The following is an 18,066-nucleotide window of genomic DNA, read 5'->3' on the forward strand; positions in this document are numbered from 1 at the left end:
TCTTACAAAAGGCTCTTGCGGAAGGTACGTCCGAACAGGACGAAGGTACCGAGCGTGCTGTCGGGCTCGTATTTGACGAGGAAGCACGAGGTATATCCGAGTATCAGCCAGAAGAAAATGATCGTAAAGGTCGGATTGTACAGCAGTCCTACCTCGATGAACGAGTAGATCAGGTAGGAGCACAAGAACGAGTACATACACGGCAGCACGCTCTCATGCAGGCTGTCATCCCGAAAGACGTGCATCGTGATATGCTTGAAGAACCGCAGTCCGAAGATACAGAACAGCACGAATCCGACCACGCCCGAGCATACCAGTATCGTGATATACCCGTTGTGGAAGTCCGTCATGATGGGCGCCAGCGCTCCGTACTTATCCGAGAACTTGATACCGTCCTCAAAGATACGGGTACCGTATTCATAGATGTTGCCCTTGCCGATACCGAGGATCGGATCCTGCAGGAACATCTTCGACGCCTGCTGCCAGAGCACAAAGCGTCCTGAATCGAGGTTGGCGTTCTCATGCTCAAAGGTCACGGCTGCCTCGTCATGCGCGATCTTGTCCGTCACGGAATCGGCGGAGATAGACGATGATGATTCCGCATGATCCATGATCTGCACAAAGCCCGCCTGTGTGATGTTGCGCACAAAGAACATCGCCATCACGATGACCAGTCCCGCGGCAAGGCACGCGGCGGATTTAGAGATGATCTGCCACACGGTGAACTTCGACTCGGAGCCGAACATCTTGTATATCACAAAGAATATCGCGTATCCTATCAGCAGCACCAACGCGCCGTTGGAATCACACAGCAGCAGCGAGATCCCGTTGACCGCGATACATGAGCCGATCCAGATACGGCTGACGCGCTCGCGTCCCGATATCGCGATGAAGTCTTTTTTGAGCAGCATATGACAGCAGAAGATCGCCACTACCGCGACAAATCCGAGCAGATTCGGATTGATAAACATGCCGTCAAAGCGGTTCTCATATACAATGAACTTGAACCACAAGACCTCAAAGCTGATCTCCGCCATCAAAAACGCCAGTCCGAGGATACCCAGCACCGTGGTGGTATAGACGATAAAGCGGCAGATAGAATACAGCTCGCGGCGGAAGTTAAGGTGCTTTTCGGTATGTACGGAATAGAACACAAAGAAGCACATCGCCACATGCAGCAGCATGACCAGATTGTAGGCGTTATACAGGAACGAGCTCGCCAGATGGACGATCATCGTCACGAGCGAGGTCACCACAAACGCGAACAGCCATAAGCCGTAACGCGTTTTCAGGATCGTTCGATGCTTGACCGCGTTATAACACATGAGGAATACGCCCCAGACAAACAGCACGGCAAGCACCGCGTAGGCGGGGATCAGTATGAAAGACAAGTTACTGCAGAACATACAGATCACATAGCTGCGCCGAAACAACGAGGTATCCAAAAGCACCTTTTTGAACTTACTCATAACCATCCTCAACTAAAAGGCAATGCCGCAAATCGACAGATACGGATCGCCGGTAAAAACATTCTTCCCATCAGATCAACCGTCTGATATCAGTCGCCGGTAAAAACATGCTTGACCGTGGATAACATCAGGTAGAGATCCCGTCGAAAACCGAACCGATAGAGATACTTGAGATTATACCTCATCTTTTTCGGGAGGATCTCTTCCACATAGATGCGATCCACCTCATCGGGATCGCTGACGTCGCCGATCATCGCGTCCTCATCCTTGAAGCGGATGGAGGCGAGCGAGGTGATGCCGGCGGGCATCAAAAGCGTCGCCATCATCTCGGGCGTGTACCGCTCCACATACTTGACGACCTCGGGGCGTGTGCCGACAAAGCTCATCTTGCCGGAGAGCACATGGAACACCTGCGGCAGTTCATCCAGACGGAACTTGCGCAGGGTCTTGCCGATACCGGTCACGCGGTTATCGTTTGCCGAGGTGACCAGCGCGCCCTTTTGATCGGCGCCCACCGTCATGGTGCGGAACTTCCAAATCTTAAAACGGCGGTTGTTGGTCGTGACGCGCATCTGCTTATAGAGCACGGGACCCTTGGAGGTCAGCTTGATGATGATCGCGATCACCGCCATCGGCAGGATCAGCAGTACGATCATGATCAGCGACAGGATGATATCCATCACGCGCTTCATCACCAAACTCGGTCGTTTTTTATCCAGAATTTCATAGTATTTTTTTACCTCATCACATTGAAGCTTTCGAGGTAATTTTTCAAACGGTAAAAGAATCATAATGCCTCCGAACTCAACGGTTCCGTCATACAAATACTTTCATTCATTACTATGCGGTAATGATTCCATACTATTCAACGTTGAATAAAAGCCTATAATCTTAATTATTATACTATATTTCGCCGTTTTTTTCAATATATTCTCAAAAAAACTATGCCAAAAACGCCCCGAAAAAACAATTAATTGTCAACGAGATAAATCCATGATTTTTATTGTGAAATCTTACAAAAATCTCTTGACTTCGCGCCGATGTCATAGTAAAATCATATTAAAGAAAGTTAAGGCAAACCGCACATCTGAATCATGCGGGATCGCCTTAGTTTGAGGTAATGAATGGACAATAATTACAAGCCCGATTTGATCACCCTGATCGATGAGGACAATGTGGAACACAACTTTGAGATCCTCGATACCATCGAAAACGAAAAAGGCGTTTTCTACGCGCTCTACCCCATCTACGACAACGCGAAGGACAGTGTAGATGACAGCGGCGAGTACTACATCATGGAGGTCATCGAAGAAGACGGCGAGGAACAGCTCGCCGAGGTTCAGGATGAGGCTCTGCTAGATGAACTCAGCGCGATCTTTGAAAAGCGTTTTGAAGAGCTTTTCGACGACGTCGAGGAAGAAAACGAGGAAAAGAAATAATAAAAGGCTCCTTTTGGTAAAAGGAGCTGTCAGCGCAAGCTGACTGAGGAATTGTACCATTGATCGAGCGTCAGCGAGATACCTATTCCGCAGGCGTTCACACTCACGTCAACATCCTGCCTGACCCGCGTATCGGTCGCAAATAACCCTACAACATTTAAATCGGGAGCTTAGCTCCTTCGGCGGTGTGCAGACCTCCCATCCTTTTGGACGAAGGGAGCCTAAAGCCGCAGGGCGGGCACCCACCTGTCATCGTGTAGGCAGGTTATCTCAAGGCCGTTACGGTCAGGCGGGATACCTTTAAAAAGCTCACACCATCAGCCTTCCCCTTGAGGGGAAGGTGGGCAATTTGCCATACAAGGCAAATTGGTCGGATGAGGTGAAAGCCCTTCCGATTCATCAATCAACGGCATGAGGATAATACGTTTCCACCTCATCCGTCTCGCTTAACCGCTCGACACCTTCCCCTCAAGGGGAAGGCTTTTTCACATCTAACCAATTTGAAGGAGATAAATATGAAGATTTCTGTTTTAGGCTGCGGACGCTGGGGCAGCTGTATCGCGTGGTACCTCGACCGCATTGGTCACGAGGTGGTATCCTGCGGACTCGAAAACGCCCCCGAACTGCAACAGCTCCTCAAAACCCATCATAACGACTATCTCACCTACCCCGAGAGCATCACCGTCACCTATGACCACCAATTCGCCATCGAGCGCGCCGAGGTGATCGTGATCTCTATCTCCGCGCAGTATCTGCGCGACTATATGCAGACCATCACGCAATATGATCTTGACGGCAAGATCATCGTGCTGTGCATGAAGGGTATCGAGGAAAGCACCGGCAAGCGTCTGACGCAGGTCGTGGGCGACTTTGTGGATACCGATAAAACGCCTGTCGCCGTATGGGTCGGTCCCGGTCATCCGCAGGACTATGTCAAGGGCATCCCGAACTGCATGGTCATCGACTCCGAGAACGAGGAAGTCAAAAGCAAGCTGGTACATAGCTTCAACAGCGAGCTGATCCGCTTCTATCTGGGCACCGATCTGATCGGTTCCGAGATCGGCGCGGCGGCAAAGAATGTCGTCGGTATCGCCGCGGGTATGCTCGACGGAGCGGGCTGCACCTCCATCAAGGGCGCTTTGATGGCACGCGGTACGCGCGAGGTCGCAAGGCTGATCAAGGCCGCCGGCGGCAACGAGCTCTCCGCCTACGGACTGTGCCACTTAGGCGACTACGAAGCGACCCTGTTCTCTCCGTGGAGCCATAACAGACGCTTCGGCGAAATGTTCATCAAGGGCGAGAAATTCGAGAAGCTCGCCGAGGGTGTGATGACCAGCAAGGCGATGCTCCGACTCGGCGAACAGCTCGGCGTCGATCTGCCGATCACCACCGCCGTCTATCGGATCCTGTTTGAAAACAGCAGTGCCAAGGAGGAACTCTCCGCCCTCTTCACTCGCTCGATCAAAGAAGAGTTTTAATTCTGTATTAGAATTCTTAATTGGAATTATATTTCTTTATAACAACACAAGAACGGCTGTCTGATCTTTCAGACAGCCGTTGTTTTTTTCATCATCGTCATTTTAAGAGCTCGACACGCATGTCACCCGTAGCAATCCCATTAAGCGAGACTTCACTGCAAGCGATTTCTCCGACAAGGGGATTGCCACAGCCTGCCTCTTCGAGGCACCTCTCTAACCGAGAGGCTTCGGGCTTCGCAATGACAGAATGATTGTTGCGCTTTTTACTGTGCGGTCGCGAACTTCTGTTTGAGTTGGTCGATCTTGGTCTGCTCGACATCACAGACATTGTACCAGCCCTTGTTCGTCATCTTGGTATAGATCTCATCCTGCATGGACAGGGAGTCGTCGAGCGCGGAGTTGAACGCGCCGAGCACGTTCTGTGTCGCGGATTCGACCGCGCCGTGCAGGTACAGGTCACAGCAGCCCTTTTCGAGCATCAGCAGGTTTTGCATCAGGTTCTTATCATCCATCATGGTTCCTCCTTACAGCAGTGAATAGAAGCGGTCGAAGATCCGGGAATGGCGGGTGGTCAGATCCTCTACGCAGGTTTTCAGCTCAGGATCGCTGAGATTTTGGGCGGTTTCCTTACACTTCTGTTGAAAATACTGCTCATGTCCGAGGGCGTCCTCGATATAGAGCAACTCTTTATCGGTCATATCATTACCTCCGTTTGATTTGGTAATGATAGTATGAGCAAGATGAAAAAGAATATTCCTGTTTACAAAAAATCGGCGGCACGACCTGTTACAGTCGTGCCGCCTTGGTTGAGATTGCCACGCCGCCGACGCGCGCGTCCGCTCCTCGCAATGACAATCCGTAAAGACATTATTCTTCTGCGGAATTAAACGTGAATTGTTCGCCGTCGTGATCGCAGGTGATCGGCTTGGTGCTGTCGAAGTCGGGCTCGAGCATCCGCTCACTGAGCTTATCCTCGATGTTGGTGACGATCGCGCGGCGCAGGGGACGCGCGCCGTAGGTATCGTCAAAGCCCTCGTCAGCGATCTTCTCGACCGCCTTATCGGTGAAGGTGATCGTCACGCCGAGCGACTCCAGACGCTTGGTGAGCGTGTTCAGCATCAATCTCGCGATTTGTTCGATCTCGGGCTTGGTGAGCTTATTGAACACGATGATATCGTCCACACGGTTGAGGAACTCGGGACGGAACACCTGCTTGAGCTCGCTCATCACCAGCTCGCGGACGTCGACGTCTTTTCTGCTGTCGTCAGCGTTATTATTGAATCCCAGAACGCCCGCGTTCTCGGTAATCTTGCGCGCGCCGACGTTCGAGGTCATGATGATGATGGTGTTCTTGAAGTCGACCGTGCGACCCTGACTGTCCGTCAAACGACCGTCCTCGAGGATCTGCAGGAGCATATTGAACACATCGGGATGCGCTTTTTCGATCTCGTCAAAGAGAACCACCGAATAGGGCTTGCGGCGCACCGCTTCGGTCAGCTGACCGCCCTCGTCGTAGCCGACATAGCCGGGAGGTGAACCGACCAGACGAGATACCGTGTGCTTCTCCATATACTCGCTCATATCGAGGCGGAGCATGGCGTTCTCGTCGCCGAACATTGCCTGTGCCAGCGCCTTGCAAAGCTCTGTCTTACCGACGCCGGTGGGGCCGAGGAAGATGAAGGAGCCGGTAGGACGCTTGGGATCCTTGATGCCGACTCTGCCGCGGCGGATCGCTCTGGAAACGGCTGAAACCGCTTCATCCTGACCGATCACACGCTCATGCAGGATCTTTTCCATATTGAGCAGGCGATCGGATTCCTCACGCGTCAGCTCAACAACGGGGATGTTCGTCCATGCGGATACGATCGCGGCGATGTCCTCGGCGCTGACCTCATGGTCGCTCTCCTTGGTGCTCTCCTCCCAACCCGATTTTGCTTTTTCGAGCTGTTCGGAAATGTTCTTTTGCTCGTCGCGCAGCTGTGCCGCACGCTCAAAATCCTGCTCGCTGATCGCGGCGGTCTTTTCGCTTTCGAGCTGTTCGAGTTCCGCTTCAAGATCCTTGATCTCGTTCGGATAGGTCAAAGCACTCAGGCGCACCTTGGAAGCCGCCTCGTCGACCAGATCGATCGCCTTGTCGGGCAGATAGCGGTCGGCGATATAGCGGGAGCTGAGCGTGACAGCCGCCTCGATCGCCTCATCGGAGATCTTGACCTTGTGATGGGCTTCATAGCGGTCGCGCAGACCCTTGAGGATCTCGATCGCGTCCTCCTCGCTCGGCTCACCGACCTTGACAGGCTGGAAACGACGCTCCAAAGCGGCGTCCTTCTCGATATACTTGCGGTACTCCTCGAGGGTCGTTGCGCCGATGACCTGGAAGTCGCCGCGTGCCAGTGAGGGCTTGAGGATGTTTGCCGCGTCGGCACTGCCTTCCGCCGCGCCCGCGCCGATGATGGTATGCAGCTCGTCGATAAAGAGGATGATGTTCTTGCTCTTTTTGACCTCGTCGATCGCGTTCTTGATGCGATCCTCGAATTCGCCGCGGTACTTGGTGCCCGCGACCATACCGGTGAGATCGAGCGCTACCACGCGCTTGTCGCGCAGGTGCTCAGGCACCTCGCCGTTGGCAATCTTCAGCGCCAGACCTTCGGCGATCGCGGTCTTGCCGACGCCGGGCTCACCGATCAGGCAGGGGTTGTTCTTGGTACGGCGGGAGAGGATCTGGATGATACGGCGTATCTCTTCATCCCTGCCGATGACGGGGTCGATCTCGCCGTTTTTCGCCGCCTTGGTCAGATCGCGAGAGAAGCTGTCGAGCGCCTTGCTTTCGCCGTCACCGGACGAAGCGCCGTTGTTCTCAAAGCCGTTTTGCTGTTCATTCTCAAGATTCGCGCTCATATGGTCGGCGATGGTCTGAGGGGTAACGCCGAGAGCGCGCAGATAACGGATCGCGTAGCTGTCGCGGTCGGACAACAGGGCGATCAACAGATGCTCGGTGCCAACATAGCCGGAACCGGTGCGTGCCGAATACATCACGGCGGTCTGCATCACGCGCTTGGTGCGCGGCGTAAAATCATTCGGAGTCAGGGCGACGGTGCCGTTGTTGCTGTCCATCATCGCCTCTAACTTTTCGGCGGTAACGCCGCTGTCACGCAGCGCGGTATATGCGACGCCGCTGTTTTCCTTGCACAGACCCAAGAGGATATGCTCGGAACCGATATAGGTTTGACCGAGGTTTTCGGCGCTTTCAATCGCCAGATTCAGCGCCTTGTTTGCTTTTTCCGTAAAGCCTTTGAATGTGTATTTCATATACCTTACCTCCTTTTAGTGACCAGTGACCAGTGGTCAGTGGTCAGTTGTTATTATCCATACAGTAATCTAAAAGTAATCTGCTGCTATCAAAATACAAGTATCAAATAACGAAACAAATAATTGAATAGTTATCATTACATTCTACTGATCACCGGTCACTGACCACTGATCACTGTTACGCGAATCTTTCGCGTAATATACTTGCGCGTTTGATATCGCGGTCTCGCGGGCTCATATCGTCGCCGTAACGCGTCATGATCGACGCGGGCTGGATCTCGACGATCAGCTTATCGATGCTGTCGGTCGAGAGGGTTTCGAGCTTCTTTTCGCTCACACCCAGTCGTACCAGTGACAGCAGACGCATCGCCTCGCTGTGATCCATCAGCATCGCGCTTTTGAGGATGCCGAGAGCGCGGTGGATTTTATCCTGCACCTCGATATCGTTCAGCAGATTTTCGCGGGAGCGCATCTCCTGCGCGATCAGCTGGGTGGTGATATTCTGCAAATTATCGATCGCCGCTTTCTCGGAGATGCCGAGGGTAACCTGATTGGAGAGCTGATAGAACGCGCCCGCAGGCTTGGAGCTCTCGCCGTACAGTCCGCGCATCGTCAGACCGAGCTTGCTGAGGTTCGCGCCGATACTGTTGACGACGCCGGTCATCCGGAGCGCCGGGAGATGGAGCATCACCGACGCGCGCATACCCGTACCGAGGTTGGTGGGGCACTGGGTCAGGTAGCCGAGACGCTCGTGGAACGCGAAGTTTAATTTCTTTGAAAGAATATTATCGATTTGATCCGCCAGCGCGTACGCCTCTTTCAGCTCAAAGCCGTCCTTGATGACCTGCAGGCGGATGTGATCCTCCTCATTGACCATGATGGATACGGTGTTATCGTCGCTGAGATAGACCGCGCGTCCATCCTGCTCGCTGATAAAATCGGGGCTGACGAGGTGGCGTTCGATCATCGCCACGCGGATGGTATCGGGGATATTGTTGAGATCGATGCGGTGGAACTTGATCTCGCAATCCTTGAGCGCCTCCCCTACCCTATCGACGATCTCACGCGCTTTGTCAGCGGAGAGTCGGATCGGGAACGGATATTCTTTGAGATTACGTGCCAGACGAATTCTGGTCGATACAACAGCTTCACTCATCGTTATCCCTCCAATCCTTTGATCTCGTCACGCAGCTGTGCCGCGCGCTCGAAGTTTTCTTTTTCGATCGCCTCTTTGAGCTGAGCGCGTAGGGTGCCGATCTTATCCTCGGAAGACGCGTCGTTGTCCGACTTGTTTTCTTCCTCGTTCACGGTGTACTCGATCACGCCGGGGCGTTTACCCTTATGCTCGGTGTTTCCGTGGACGTTGCGGATGGTGGGCATCAGCTCGCTGAAAAACGTATCGTAGCAGTCGGCGCATCCGACCTTGCCGGTACGCTTGATATCGTTGAGGGTGCTGCCGCAGGTATCGCAGTGAGTCGCGCCGGAGATCGCGGGAAGCGCGTTCGAGAAAAAGCTCGAAAGCAGTCCGCCGAAATCAGCGGAAAAATCGGTGAACATCGAATCGTACCCGAGTTCATGGGCACATTCCGGACAGAGCCGGTATTCGGCATATTTGCCGTTGACCATCGTCTTGACATGGGTGGTAGCTTCATTCTTTTTGCAGTGTTGACATAACATGGTAAATCCTCCTTTGGCGCCGTTGGCGCGGTGAATGGTGAACGGTGAACGGTGAACGGTTGAGGGAGGACGCTGTCCTCACCTGATTCTTGATTTCACTTCATCAAACGCCACCGCTCTCTTTTTTCAGTTTATCATATACCTTGACACTTATGTGTCGAGAAGTGTGAGAAGCATATTTTTGAATACGGTGGCGCGGATCGCGTCGCGGTACTGCTGGGGGACGCTGAGATAGGCTCGCTCGCCCAGTGCCGCCGCCATCAGCCTTGCGGTGCGTCTGTCGATGATACCGCGCGTCAGCATATTGTCGAGCATGATCTCTGCCGTCGCCTTATCCAGCGCGTTGCCGATGGAATTGACGATGTGCATGATCGCGCCGCCGCGGGTGGTGTTGATGCGGGTGATGCGGATGTATCCGCCGCCTCCTCTGCGGGACTCGACGATGTAGCCCTGCTCGGGAGTAAATCGCGAGGTGATCACGTAGTTGATCTGACTGGGCACACACCCGAGGGTGGTCGCCAGCTCATTTCGTTTGATCTCTGCCTCGCCGTCCTGTTGCTCGAGTATATCCTTGATATACTGCGCAACCAAATCGCTCATACGCATTTTTAGTCCTCTTCTCTGCACGTGTGCATTTATTCCGCCTTCTTTCATGCAGATCGTGTTTTAATCCACATCAACGGCGGACACACGGGAACTGTTGAAGTGACAGATGAAGCGGAAGTGCCTTTGATCTATACCTTGAGTTGATCAAGCGGGAAGGATCCACCTCATCCGACCAAATTACCTCAGTCGGTAATTTGCCCACCTTCCCCTCAAGGGGAAGGCTCTTTGTCCTTTTCTGACCTTGACTATATTGTAAACCATTGGTCAAAGAAAGTCAAGGTCAAAATCAAATATTCACAAATTGTTCAAAAATAGACCTATCATTCTTCATTAGAAAAATCGCTCCGCAAAAAGGATGTTCCTTCCACAGAGCGATTTGCGCCTTGTTTTTTCAATTTAGAATATGTTATTGCAATCTACTCGCCTTGCCCTCCCGATATGCATCAGCTACATCCATTGTATAAATGCTGTTTTATCCGTGCAGTTGTAGCCTGCCCGTTTATAGAAATTCAGTGTGCTTTCGGTTTTCGAGCTCGTGAGCAGCATCATCTTATAGCAATTCGCCTTGATTGCCACATCTTTTGCATGATTCAGACAGGCGGTTGCGTAACCCTTTCCTCTGTAATCGGCGTGGGTAACAACATTTTCGATAAATGCATACGGACGGATATTCCGTGTCAGATTCGGGATAATCACGCACACACAGGATGAAACGAGCTTGCCGTCAACTTCGCAAACGATGATATGATGATTCCCATCACGACATATTACAGACCAAGTGTTTTGTAAATGCTCGCTGTTTTCGGGCACACCAAGCTCATGCAGATGGGTATATAATTCGAGCAGATCGCTTAATTCGTTTTCTTTGATTTCTCTGACTTTCATTTCTTCACCAACTCTTTATCAATAAACTCCATATACGGCTTGCGGTTATAGATGCTGTCGGGGTTATCCCTGTACCACTCAAATTCCTCTTGCAAGCCCTGATCGAGAGGAATGGTATCGGACATCAACTCGGTTTGCTTGCTGACGTCAAGCACGTATTCATAATCATAAAAGCAGAAATAATCTCTCTGCGGGATCTCTTTGCCCACGCTGACAAATTCAGGGGTTTTGCCGACTGCCTGATAGCATAGCTCGACCCATTCCTTAATGGTTACTATGTCCATGTTGCCGACATTGAACACGTGATTTTCGGGGTGCTTTTCTATCAGGATTTCGATAAATCGGCAGAGATCGGCAACATGGAAAAACTGCAATTTCATGTCACCGTTCTGCGGCAGATAAAACGGTCTGTCCCGCATCGCGCAGTCAAACGGAAATGCCTCTCGGTAGAGATTGTCATAGATTCCGTAAAAATACGGCGGGCGAAGGATGTACGCACCGGGCACGTGCGCTTGTAAATACCGCTCCGCATTCAGCTTATTCATCCCGTAATCACCCCAAACGGAGTTGGCGCCACAGGATTGTTTCTCGGTAAAGGGTTGGGGATTCGTCTCGGGGTAGACCGCACTGGAGCTGATGAAAATATAATCTCCGAAGGCTATGTCCGCATCAAGGAGCGCTTGGATATGTTTCTGTGTATAAGCCGTGATATCAAGAACAAGGTCAAAGAATGATCCTTTCAGTTCATCGCCCGGCTGAAGCCTGTCACATTGGATATGAGTGACGCCGTCCACCTGTTCTCTGCTGCCGCGATTGAGTACAACAACATCATTCCCTTTGGCAACAAAGTATTCAGCAGCATACCTGCTGACAAAGGTCGTGCCGCCGGTAATCAAAATCTTCATATGACACCTCCGTAAGCTCAGATCAGCTTTATCTTACTACAAAGCGGCAGAGATTTCAACCTCGACTATCGGATGAGATTGCCACGGGCTAAAGCCCTCGCAATGACTATCGATAAACGCACAAAGCGGCTGCACCGTGTGGTACAGCCGCGATTTGGCAAATATATTGCTTTGGCAAATCATCCCGTAAGCCGGATTCTCAAACAGAACGCTTCACCTCAGCGCAGAGTGTAACCTATATGATAGGATTACAGCTCAGCAAAATACTTAATGGTGCGAACCATCTGAGAAGTGTAGGAGTTCTCGTTGTCATACCAAGAAACTACCTGAACCTCATACAGACCGTCGCCGATGGGAGAAACCATGGTCTGGGTAGCATCGAACAGAGAACCGAAGCGCATACCGATAACATCGGAAGAAACGATCGGATCCTCGTTGTAACCGAAGCTGTCAGAAGCGGCAGCCTTCATAGCGGCATTGATGCCCTCTACGGTTACGTCGTCACCCTTGACAACAGCGGTCAGGATGGTGGTGGAGCCTGTCGGAACAGGAACACGCTGAGCAGCGCCGATGAGCTTGCCGTTCAGCTCGGGGATAACCAGGCCGATCGCCTTAGCAGCGCCGGTGGAGTTGGGAACGATGTTCGCAGCGCCCGCGCGAGCTCTTCTCATGTCGCCCTTACGATGAGGACCGTCGAGGATCATCTGGTCGCCGGTGTAAGCGTGAACAGTGCACATGATACCGGTCTGGATGGGAGCGTACTTGTTCAGAGTGTTAGCCATGGGAGCTAAGCAGTTGGTGGTGCAGGAAGCAGCAGAGATGATCTGATCGTCAGCGGTCAGAGTGTCCTCGTTAACGCTGAATACGATGGTCTTGAGGTCTTTGCCTGCGGGAGCAGAGATAACGACCTTCTTCGCGCCTGCGTTGATGTGAGCCATGGACTTGTCCTTGGAGCAGTAGAAACCGGTGCACTCGAGAACTACGTCTACGCCGATCTCGCCCCAGGGCAGCTTGCTGGCGTCAGCCTCGGCATAAATGGTGATCTCCTTACCGTCAACGATAATGGAGTTCTCGCCTGCCTCTACAGTGTGCAGACCTTCACCGATAACGCCGCAATAGCCCTTCTGAGCAGTATCATACTTCAGCAGGTTTGCGAGCATGGCAGGGTTGGTCAGGTCGTTGATCGCAACTACCTCATAACCCTCAGCACCGAACATCTGACGGAAAGCCAGACGGCCGATACGACCGAAGCCGTTAATAGCAACTTTTACTGACATAATAATTCCTCCTAAGAATTAGTTTAAATGTAATTGTTACATCATTGTTATTTTACTACAAACACCACATGAAATCAAGGTGTATTTTTGAAAAATATACTAAAACAAGATAAAAAATACAGCCAAAACCCTTGATTTGGGTCTTGGCTGTCATCATGAACTTATGCAGAAGGTTTTTCAGACGCCTTTGACGGTTTTTTCAACTTGAAAGAAAACCGCTTTGAAGAGAATATCTCAAAGTGCAATTTCTTTTGCAGGGTTCCCATGATACCGTTGGGAAGAAACAGGATCACCAGAATCGTGATCGCGCCGAGGATGATATTGGACCATCCCGGAAAATCCGCCAGCTTCTCATTAAGAAAGACATAAATGATCGCACCGATGATGGGACCGCTCATGGTGCCGGTGCCGCCGATGATTGCAATAAAGACCATGGAGATCGTCCAGCTGATGTCGAACCCCGAGTCGGGATAGATCGTGCCTTTGTTGACAAAGAAGATACCGCCCGACAGTGCGATAAAGAATGCCGCTATCACATAGACGAGCAGCTTGTGGCTGAAAATGTTGACGCCGACAGATGACGCCGCGGTGATATCGTCGCGCATCGCGGTCAGTCCCAGACCGACACGGGTCCGCAACAAACAGTAGACAAGCACCAGCGCGACCACACAGATCGTCAAAGCGAGAACGCAGATCTCCTGAATCTTCGGATAGGGTGAGACACGGATCGTCAGACCCGCGCCTTTACCGACAAAGTCCCATGAGAAAAACCACATTGAGAACGCCTCTGCCGCAACCAGTGTAGCGATCGAGAAGTACATTCCCTCCAACCGGAACAGGATCAGCGACATAAACAAGGATACGACAACACAAATGCCCGCTCCCAATAACAGCGCGCCAAACAGCGGCAACCCGAATTTCGGAGAGGTCGCCATCGCGATACTGTATCCCGCCAAACCGATATACAACTGCTGACCGAGGCTGGTCATACCGGCATATCCGGACAACAGGTTCCACATCTCGCCCATGGTGATGTACAAAAAGATCTGAACCAGATAACGCATCGTTTTATTGGAAATCAGTCCGGTAAAGCACCCGATATATAACGCGACCACTAAAACAACGCAGATGATCAGCATCGGCGGTGAATCCAACACCTTGACATGGGAGGGCGTAAACTTCTTTTTTTTCATTTTGACCCCTCCCCTATTTTCCTAAAATTCCCTTTGGCTTGAACACCAAGACTGCCAAAAGCATGATATAACTGATCAGCTGTCCGTAGCTCGCGCCGCCGATGACCTGTGCCAGGCCGAAAATGAATCCGGCGATCAGCGTACCCGGGATGCTTCCCATTCCGCCGATCACCACGACGACGAACGCGGTCGAGAGATACGCGCCGCCCGAGGTAGGATTGAAGGTCGATTTCATTCCGACGCATAATCCGGCGACCGCGGCACTTGCCATGGATACGCCCATCGCCACCGCATAGACTTTTTTGATGTTGACGCCCGAGAGAGCTGCCGCCTGCGCGTCATCCGCCGTCGCGCGGATCGCTCTGCCGACATAGGAACGGCTGAGGAATATCGTCAGCAACAGGATCGAAATCAAGCTGATCGCCAGCAGAACCAGATTCAAGACAGAAATACTGATCCCGCCGATGGTGATGGATTTTGTGCTGTAAGGCGTCGCGATGCTTTTTTCATTGACCGTAAAGCCCATCCGCAGTGCGTCCATAATGATGATGGACAATCCAAAGGTGACCAACAGCGCCGGTTCGGGACCCTTCTTCATCGCGTTGCCGATCAGCACATATTGCAGGACAAAGCCGATCAAAAACATCAGCGGCACAGAGATCACAAGCGAGAGAATCGGATCGATCCCGAACTGTGTCGTGATCACAGACGCCATATACGCGCCGATGATCACGAATTCTCCGTGAGCAAGGTTGGTCAACTTGACGATGCCCAGTATCAGCGTCATACCGATACCGATGAGCGCGTAGTACCCGCCGAGCAGTAATCCGTTAATTATCGTTTGTAAGATATACATAATCATCTTCCTATGACAGAGGGAGCAAATTTCTCCTCTGTGAGCTTAACTACAGTGATCCTTGGATCACATACCGAAATACGCTTCTTTGAGCGAATCGGCGTCCACATCGGCGGATTTGCCGCTGAGGACGGTTTTTCCCTTGAGCATGACGTAAAACACGTCGGACATTTTCAACGCGCGCTGTGTATCCTGTTCGATCAGGATCACAGCGGTCTTGTCGGTCTCGTTGATCATTTTGATGCAGTTGTAGATATCTTTGATGACCGAGGGAGAAAGCCCCAGTGATATCTCATCAAAGATCAGACACTTCGGACGCGCCATCAGCGCTCTTCCGATCGCGACCATCTGTCGCTGACCGCCGGATAACGATCCGGCAGGATCGCGCATTTTGTCTTTTAATACAGGAAACAGCTCATAGATATGAGAGAGCGTCTCCTTCGCCCCTTTTCGCGCGGACTTCGGAAAACTGCCCATCAACAGGTTATCCTGCACAGACATACGATTGAAGCATCTGCCGCCCTGCGGGATCAGGGATAAGCCGCGCGCGACGATCTTGTCGGTCGGCAGGTTGGAAATATCGCTACCGTTGAAATACACCTTTCCCGATTTTTGCTTTGTCAGCCCCATCACCGAGGATACCAGCGTTGTTTTTCCGGCGCCGTTAAGACCGATCAAAGAGATGATCTGACCCTCTTCTACAGCGAGCGAGGCGTCCTCGACGGCGATGAAATCCCCGTAATTCACACTGAGGTTTTCGATGTTCAGCAAAGTGTCATTCACTGTCATCCACCCCCAAATACAATGTTTGAACGATCTTGGAATTGATGACCTCTTCCGGATCGCCGGTGATCACACACTGTCCCTCAGCCATACACATCAGCTGATCGGTCGAGCCGAGCATCGTTTGGATGATATGCTCGATCCAAATAATGGAGTAACCGGTGTTTTTCAGGTCCTTGACCAACCGCATCATATCCTTGACCTCCGCGTCGGTCAGTCCCGCCGCCACCTCGTCGAGCAGCAGCAGCTTCGGCGATGTACCGATCGCGCGGGCTACCTCCAGTCGTTTGCGGTCAAGCAGGGGCAGTTCTCCGGACAGCATCTCGCGTTTCTCATACAGTCCCGTCAGTTTCAAGACATCGATGGCGGCATGACCCGCCTTTTTCTCCGACTGTCCGGTACCGTGCACCGCCGCGACGAGAACATTCTCATATACGCTCATGTTTTCAAAAGGCTTGGGGATCTGGAAGGTTCTGCCCAATCCCATGCGACAGCGAACATGCGGCGGTGTGCGTGTGATGTCGATGTTATCGAAGTAGATCGCGCCGGAGGTGGGACGGATGGTTCCCAAAAGCGCATTGAACATTGTGGACTTTCCGCTGCCGTTCGGTCCGATAACGCCGAAAACCTGTCCTTCTTCCACAGAGAAGGACAAGTCGTTCAAAATCTGTATTCTGCCGTAGCCAGCGTCGATATGTCTGAATTCCAGTATATTTCCCATACATACCTCAAAAGCGCCGGAAGGATCGATATGCGCTATCGACACGCCCGGCGCCTGTTCATTTTGTTATTTCTTCGTAGTAGCGTTGCCTTCCTTATATTTGCCCGTCACAGGGATATCGGGGTAGAGGCTGTTATCGATGATGATCAGCTGCAGCTCACCGTTCTCATCACGCTGCCACTGACCGCCGGTCAGCACAGAGCTGCTGTAGGGCAAGCCCTCCATCTTCTTGGAATAGTCGACGGAACCAACGATCGTCTGACACTTCAATGTCCCGATCGCATCATAGACCTTCTGCTTGTCGGTCGTACCGGCAGCCTTAAAGGTCTGTACGGCAAGCTCCAGACCCGCGTAGGCAAACGCGGCGGGCTGAGGCATGACGGTGCCGTTAGCTTCCTTATACTTTTCATTGATCTCGGAACAGTTGATTCCGGTCAAATCGGACACAAAGGGATTGGTGGGCGCCCACCATACCTGGGTCATGATACCGTCGGCAAGTTCTCCCAACGCGTTGACGTCACTCTGCAGCAGCGCGCATTTACCCATCGTGACCGCACCGACCTCAACGCCGGCGGAAATGATCGCGCTGTAGGAGTTTTTGAAATCGGGGGGGATATTTGTTCCGGCGATCACGTCGATCTTCTCTTTCTTAAAGGTATCGGCTACATTGGTAAAATCAGTCGTGCCGGAAGGATACTGGCCGGGATCGACGACGGTATACCCATCCTCGGCAAGTCTGCGGGTGAACAGCTCATGCCACGCGGTGCCGTCGCTGTCATTGGCAAACAACAAACCGACCTTTGCGCCGGAATTGGGCGCGTAGCCTGCCGCTGTCCAAAGCGCTCTTTGAGATTCATAAACCTCGTCCAGCGCATAGAAGAAATCATATGTCCAATTGAATTGATCCAAAGAATGTGCCAACGGATCGACCGGCGACTGTGTCGCGATACAAGGAACGCCGTATCTCTCGGCGACCTGCGCCACGGGAATAACGGTGTTCGGGGTCTGGATCGCAACCATCAAGTCGATCTCATCCTCTTCACAGAGCTTTTGCGCCATTTCGGAACAGCGGTTCTGGTCGGACTCGGAGTCATATACGATGACCTCGATCTCCTTCTCCTTACCATCTACGGTGATAGGATGATCCTTGACATAATCGGTGATCTGTTTGACGACCCATTCACATCCCTCGCCGTTTCCGGCAAGCGAACCGGTCGTCGGATTGACGTAACCGATCTTGATCTTGTCACCGGACTTCGCTTTGGAATCTGACGAAGCGCCGTTCTGCGCCGAGCAGGCAGACACCGCCAGAACCATCACGCCGACGAGCAGCAGTGCAATGATTTTTTTCATGTTCTCTCTCCTTTTTATATCCAAAACATGCGGCAAATACAGCTTGTATACGATGATCAGAACCGGGATCATTCCCTATATCCATACCTATACGCATTGAACCCGTCAAACGGTTCCT

The 18,066-nt window shown here is 52.1% G+C and carries 18 protein-coding genes and 1 other RNA gene; 3 read left to right on the forward strand and 16 right to left on the reverse strand.

Annotation, left to right across the window (positions count from 1 at the left end; genetic code table 11):
- Positions 1 to 2: 2 nt before the first annotated feature.
- Both JKK62_RS05290 and JKK62_RS05295 read right to left on the reverse strand, forming a co-directional pair.
- Entirely contained in the window at positions 3 to 1,469 is a 1,467-nt protein-coding gene (locus tag JKK62_RS05290) for an O-antigen ligase family protein (RefSeq protein ID WP_186832933.1), read from the reverse strand.
- Positions 1,470 to 1,558: 89 nt separating this feature from the next.
- Positions 1,559 to 2,260 carry a sugar transferase gene (locus JKK62_RS05295; protein ID WP_186832932.1) on the reverse strand — a complete coding sequence of 234 codons (702 nt, stop codon included), beginning with the start codon at positions 2,258 to 2,260 and terminating at the stop codon, positions 1,559 to 1,561.
- A gap of 333 nt (positions 2,261 to 2,593) precedes the next feature.
- Here JKK62_RS05295 and JKK62_RS05300 point away from each other — a divergent pair, with 333 nt between their 5' ends.
- The 3 genes from JKK62_RS05300 to JKK62_RS05310 all read left to right on the forward strand — a co-directional run bounded on the left by JKK62_RS05300 (position 2,594) and on the right by JKK62_RS05310 (position 4,386).
- Positions 2,594 to 2,908 (forward strand): DUF1292 domain-containing protein, encoded by a 315-nt coding sequence (locus JKK62_RS05300; protein ID WP_186832931.1) that lies wholly within the window; start codon positions 2,594 to 2,596, stop codon positions 2,906 to 2,908.
- A gap of 110 nt (positions 2,909 to 3,018) precedes the next feature.
- Positions 3,019 to 3,208: non-coding RNA, 6S RNA (gene ssrS, locus JKK62_RS05305), on the forward strand.
- Between the two features lie 215 nt (positions 3,209 to 3,423).
- Positions 3,424 to 4,386: an NAD(P)H-dependent glycerol-3-phosphate dehydrogenase gene (locus JKK62_RS05310; protein WP_186832930.1), complete on the forward strand. Its 963-nt coding sequence runs from the start codon at positions 3,424 to 3,426 to the stop codon at positions 4,384 to 4,386.
- A 263-nt stretch (positions 4,387 to 4,649) separates the two neighbouring features.
- On the opposite strand, the gene JKK62_RS05315 is transcribed toward JKK62_RS05310, so the two are convergent.
- From JKK62_RS05315 to JKK62_RS05380, 14 genes are all read right to left on the reverse strand, one after another.
- Complete coding sequence (locus JKK62_RS05315) at positions 4,650 to 4,898, reverse strand: spore coat protein (protein ID WP_186833038.1); 249 nt, start codon at positions 4,896 to 4,898, stop codon at positions 4,650 to 4,652.
- A gap of 12 nt (positions 4,899 to 4,910) precedes the next feature.
- The gene (locus JKK62_RS05320; protein WP_186832929.1) at positions 4,911 to 5,084 is read right to left on the reverse strand and encodes a hypothetical protein; all 174 of its coding nucleotides are present in this window, start codon (positions 5,082 to 5,084) and stop codon (positions 4,911 to 4,913) included.
- A gap of 169 nt (positions 5,085 to 5,253) precedes the next feature.
- Entirely contained in the window at positions 5,254 to 7,692 is a 2,439-nt protein-coding gene (locus JKK62_RS05325; protein ID WP_186832928.1) for an ATP-dependent Clp protease ATP-binding subunit, read from the reverse strand.
- A gap of 178 nt (positions 7,693 to 7,870) precedes the next feature.
- Positions 7,871 to 8,848: a protein arginine kinase gene (locus JKK62_RS05330; RefSeq protein ID WP_186832927.1), complete on the reverse strand. Its 978-nt coding sequence runs from the start codon at positions 8,846 to 8,848 to the stop codon at positions 7,871 to 7,873.
- Between the two features lie 2 nt (positions 8,849 to 8,850).
- Positions 8,851 to 9,369, reverse strand: coding sequence for a UvrB/UvrC motif-containing protein (locus tag JKK62_RS05335; protein WP_186832926.1), 519 nt, complete (start codon positions 9,367 to 9,369; stop codon positions 8,851 to 8,853).
- Positions 9,370 to 9,519: 150 nt separating this feature from the next.
- Positions 9,520 to 9,969 carry a CtsR family transcriptional regulator gene (locus tag JKK62_RS05340; protein WP_243411763.1) on the reverse strand — a complete coding sequence of 150 codons (450 nt, stop codon included), beginning with the start codon at positions 9,967 to 9,969 and terminating at the stop codon, positions 9,520 to 9,522.
- A 453-nt stretch (positions 9,970 to 10,422) separates the two neighbouring features.
- Positions 10,423 to 10,860 carry a GNAT family N-acetyltransferase gene (locus tag JKK62_RS05345; RefSeq protein ID WP_186832924.1) on the reverse strand — a complete coding sequence of 146 codons (438 nt, stop codon included), beginning with the start codon at positions 10,858 to 10,860 and terminating at the stop codon, positions 10,423 to 10,425.
- Positions 10,857 to 11,765: an NAD-dependent epimerase/dehydratase family protein gene (locus tag JKK62_RS05350; protein ID WP_186832923.1), complete on the reverse strand. Its 909-nt coding sequence runs from the start codon at positions 11,763 to 11,765 to the stop codon at positions 10,857 to 10,859. Before JKK62_RS05350 ends, JKK62_RS05345 begins: the two co-directional genes overlap by 4 nt.
- A 248-nt stretch (positions 11,766 to 12,013) precedes the next feature.
- Entirely contained in the window at positions 12,014 to 13,042 is a 1,029-nt protein-coding gene (gap, locus tag JKK62_RS05355) for a type I glyceraldehyde-3-phosphate dehydrogenase (protein ID WP_186832922.1), read from the reverse strand.
- 161 nt (positions 13,043 to 13,203) lie between these two features.
- Positions 13,204 to 14,235 (reverse strand): branched-chain amino acid ABC transporter permease, encoded by a 1,032-nt coding sequence (locus JKK62_RS05360; RefSeq protein WP_186832921.1) that lies wholly within the window; start codon positions 14,233 to 14,235, stop codon positions 13,204 to 13,206.
- Positions 14,236 to 14,248: 13 nt separating this feature from the next.
- Positions 14,249 to 15,091, reverse strand: a complete 843-nt coding sequence (locus tag JKK62_RS05365) for a branched-chain amino acid ABC transporter permease (protein ID WP_186832920.1) — start codon at positions 15,089 to 15,091, stop codon at positions 14,249 to 14,251.
- Positions 15,092 to 15,157: 66 nt separating this feature from the next.
- A complete protein-coding gene (locus JKK62_RS05370) occupies positions 15,158 to 15,874 on the reverse strand; it encodes an ABC transporter ATP-binding protein (protein WP_186832919.1) in 717 nt (238 codons plus the stop codon).
- Positions 15,867 to 16,595 carry an ABC transporter ATP-binding protein gene (locus JKK62_RS05375; protein ID WP_186832918.1) on the reverse strand — a complete coding sequence of 243 codons (729 nt, stop codon included), beginning with the start codon at positions 16,593 to 16,595 and terminating at the stop codon, positions 15,867 to 15,869. Before JKK62_RS05375 ends, JKK62_RS05370 begins: the two co-directional genes overlap by 8 nt.
- Positions 16,596 to 16,661: 66 nt before the next feature.
- Positions 16,662 to 17,948, reverse strand: coding sequence for an ABC transporter substrate-binding protein (locus JKK62_RS05380; RefSeq protein WP_186832917.1), 1,287 nt, complete (start codon positions 17,946 to 17,948; stop codon positions 16,662 to 16,664).
- Positions 17,949 to 18,066 lie beyond the last annotated feature (118 nt).

The sequence above is a fragment of the Ruminococcus difficilis genome (assembly GCF_016680995.1).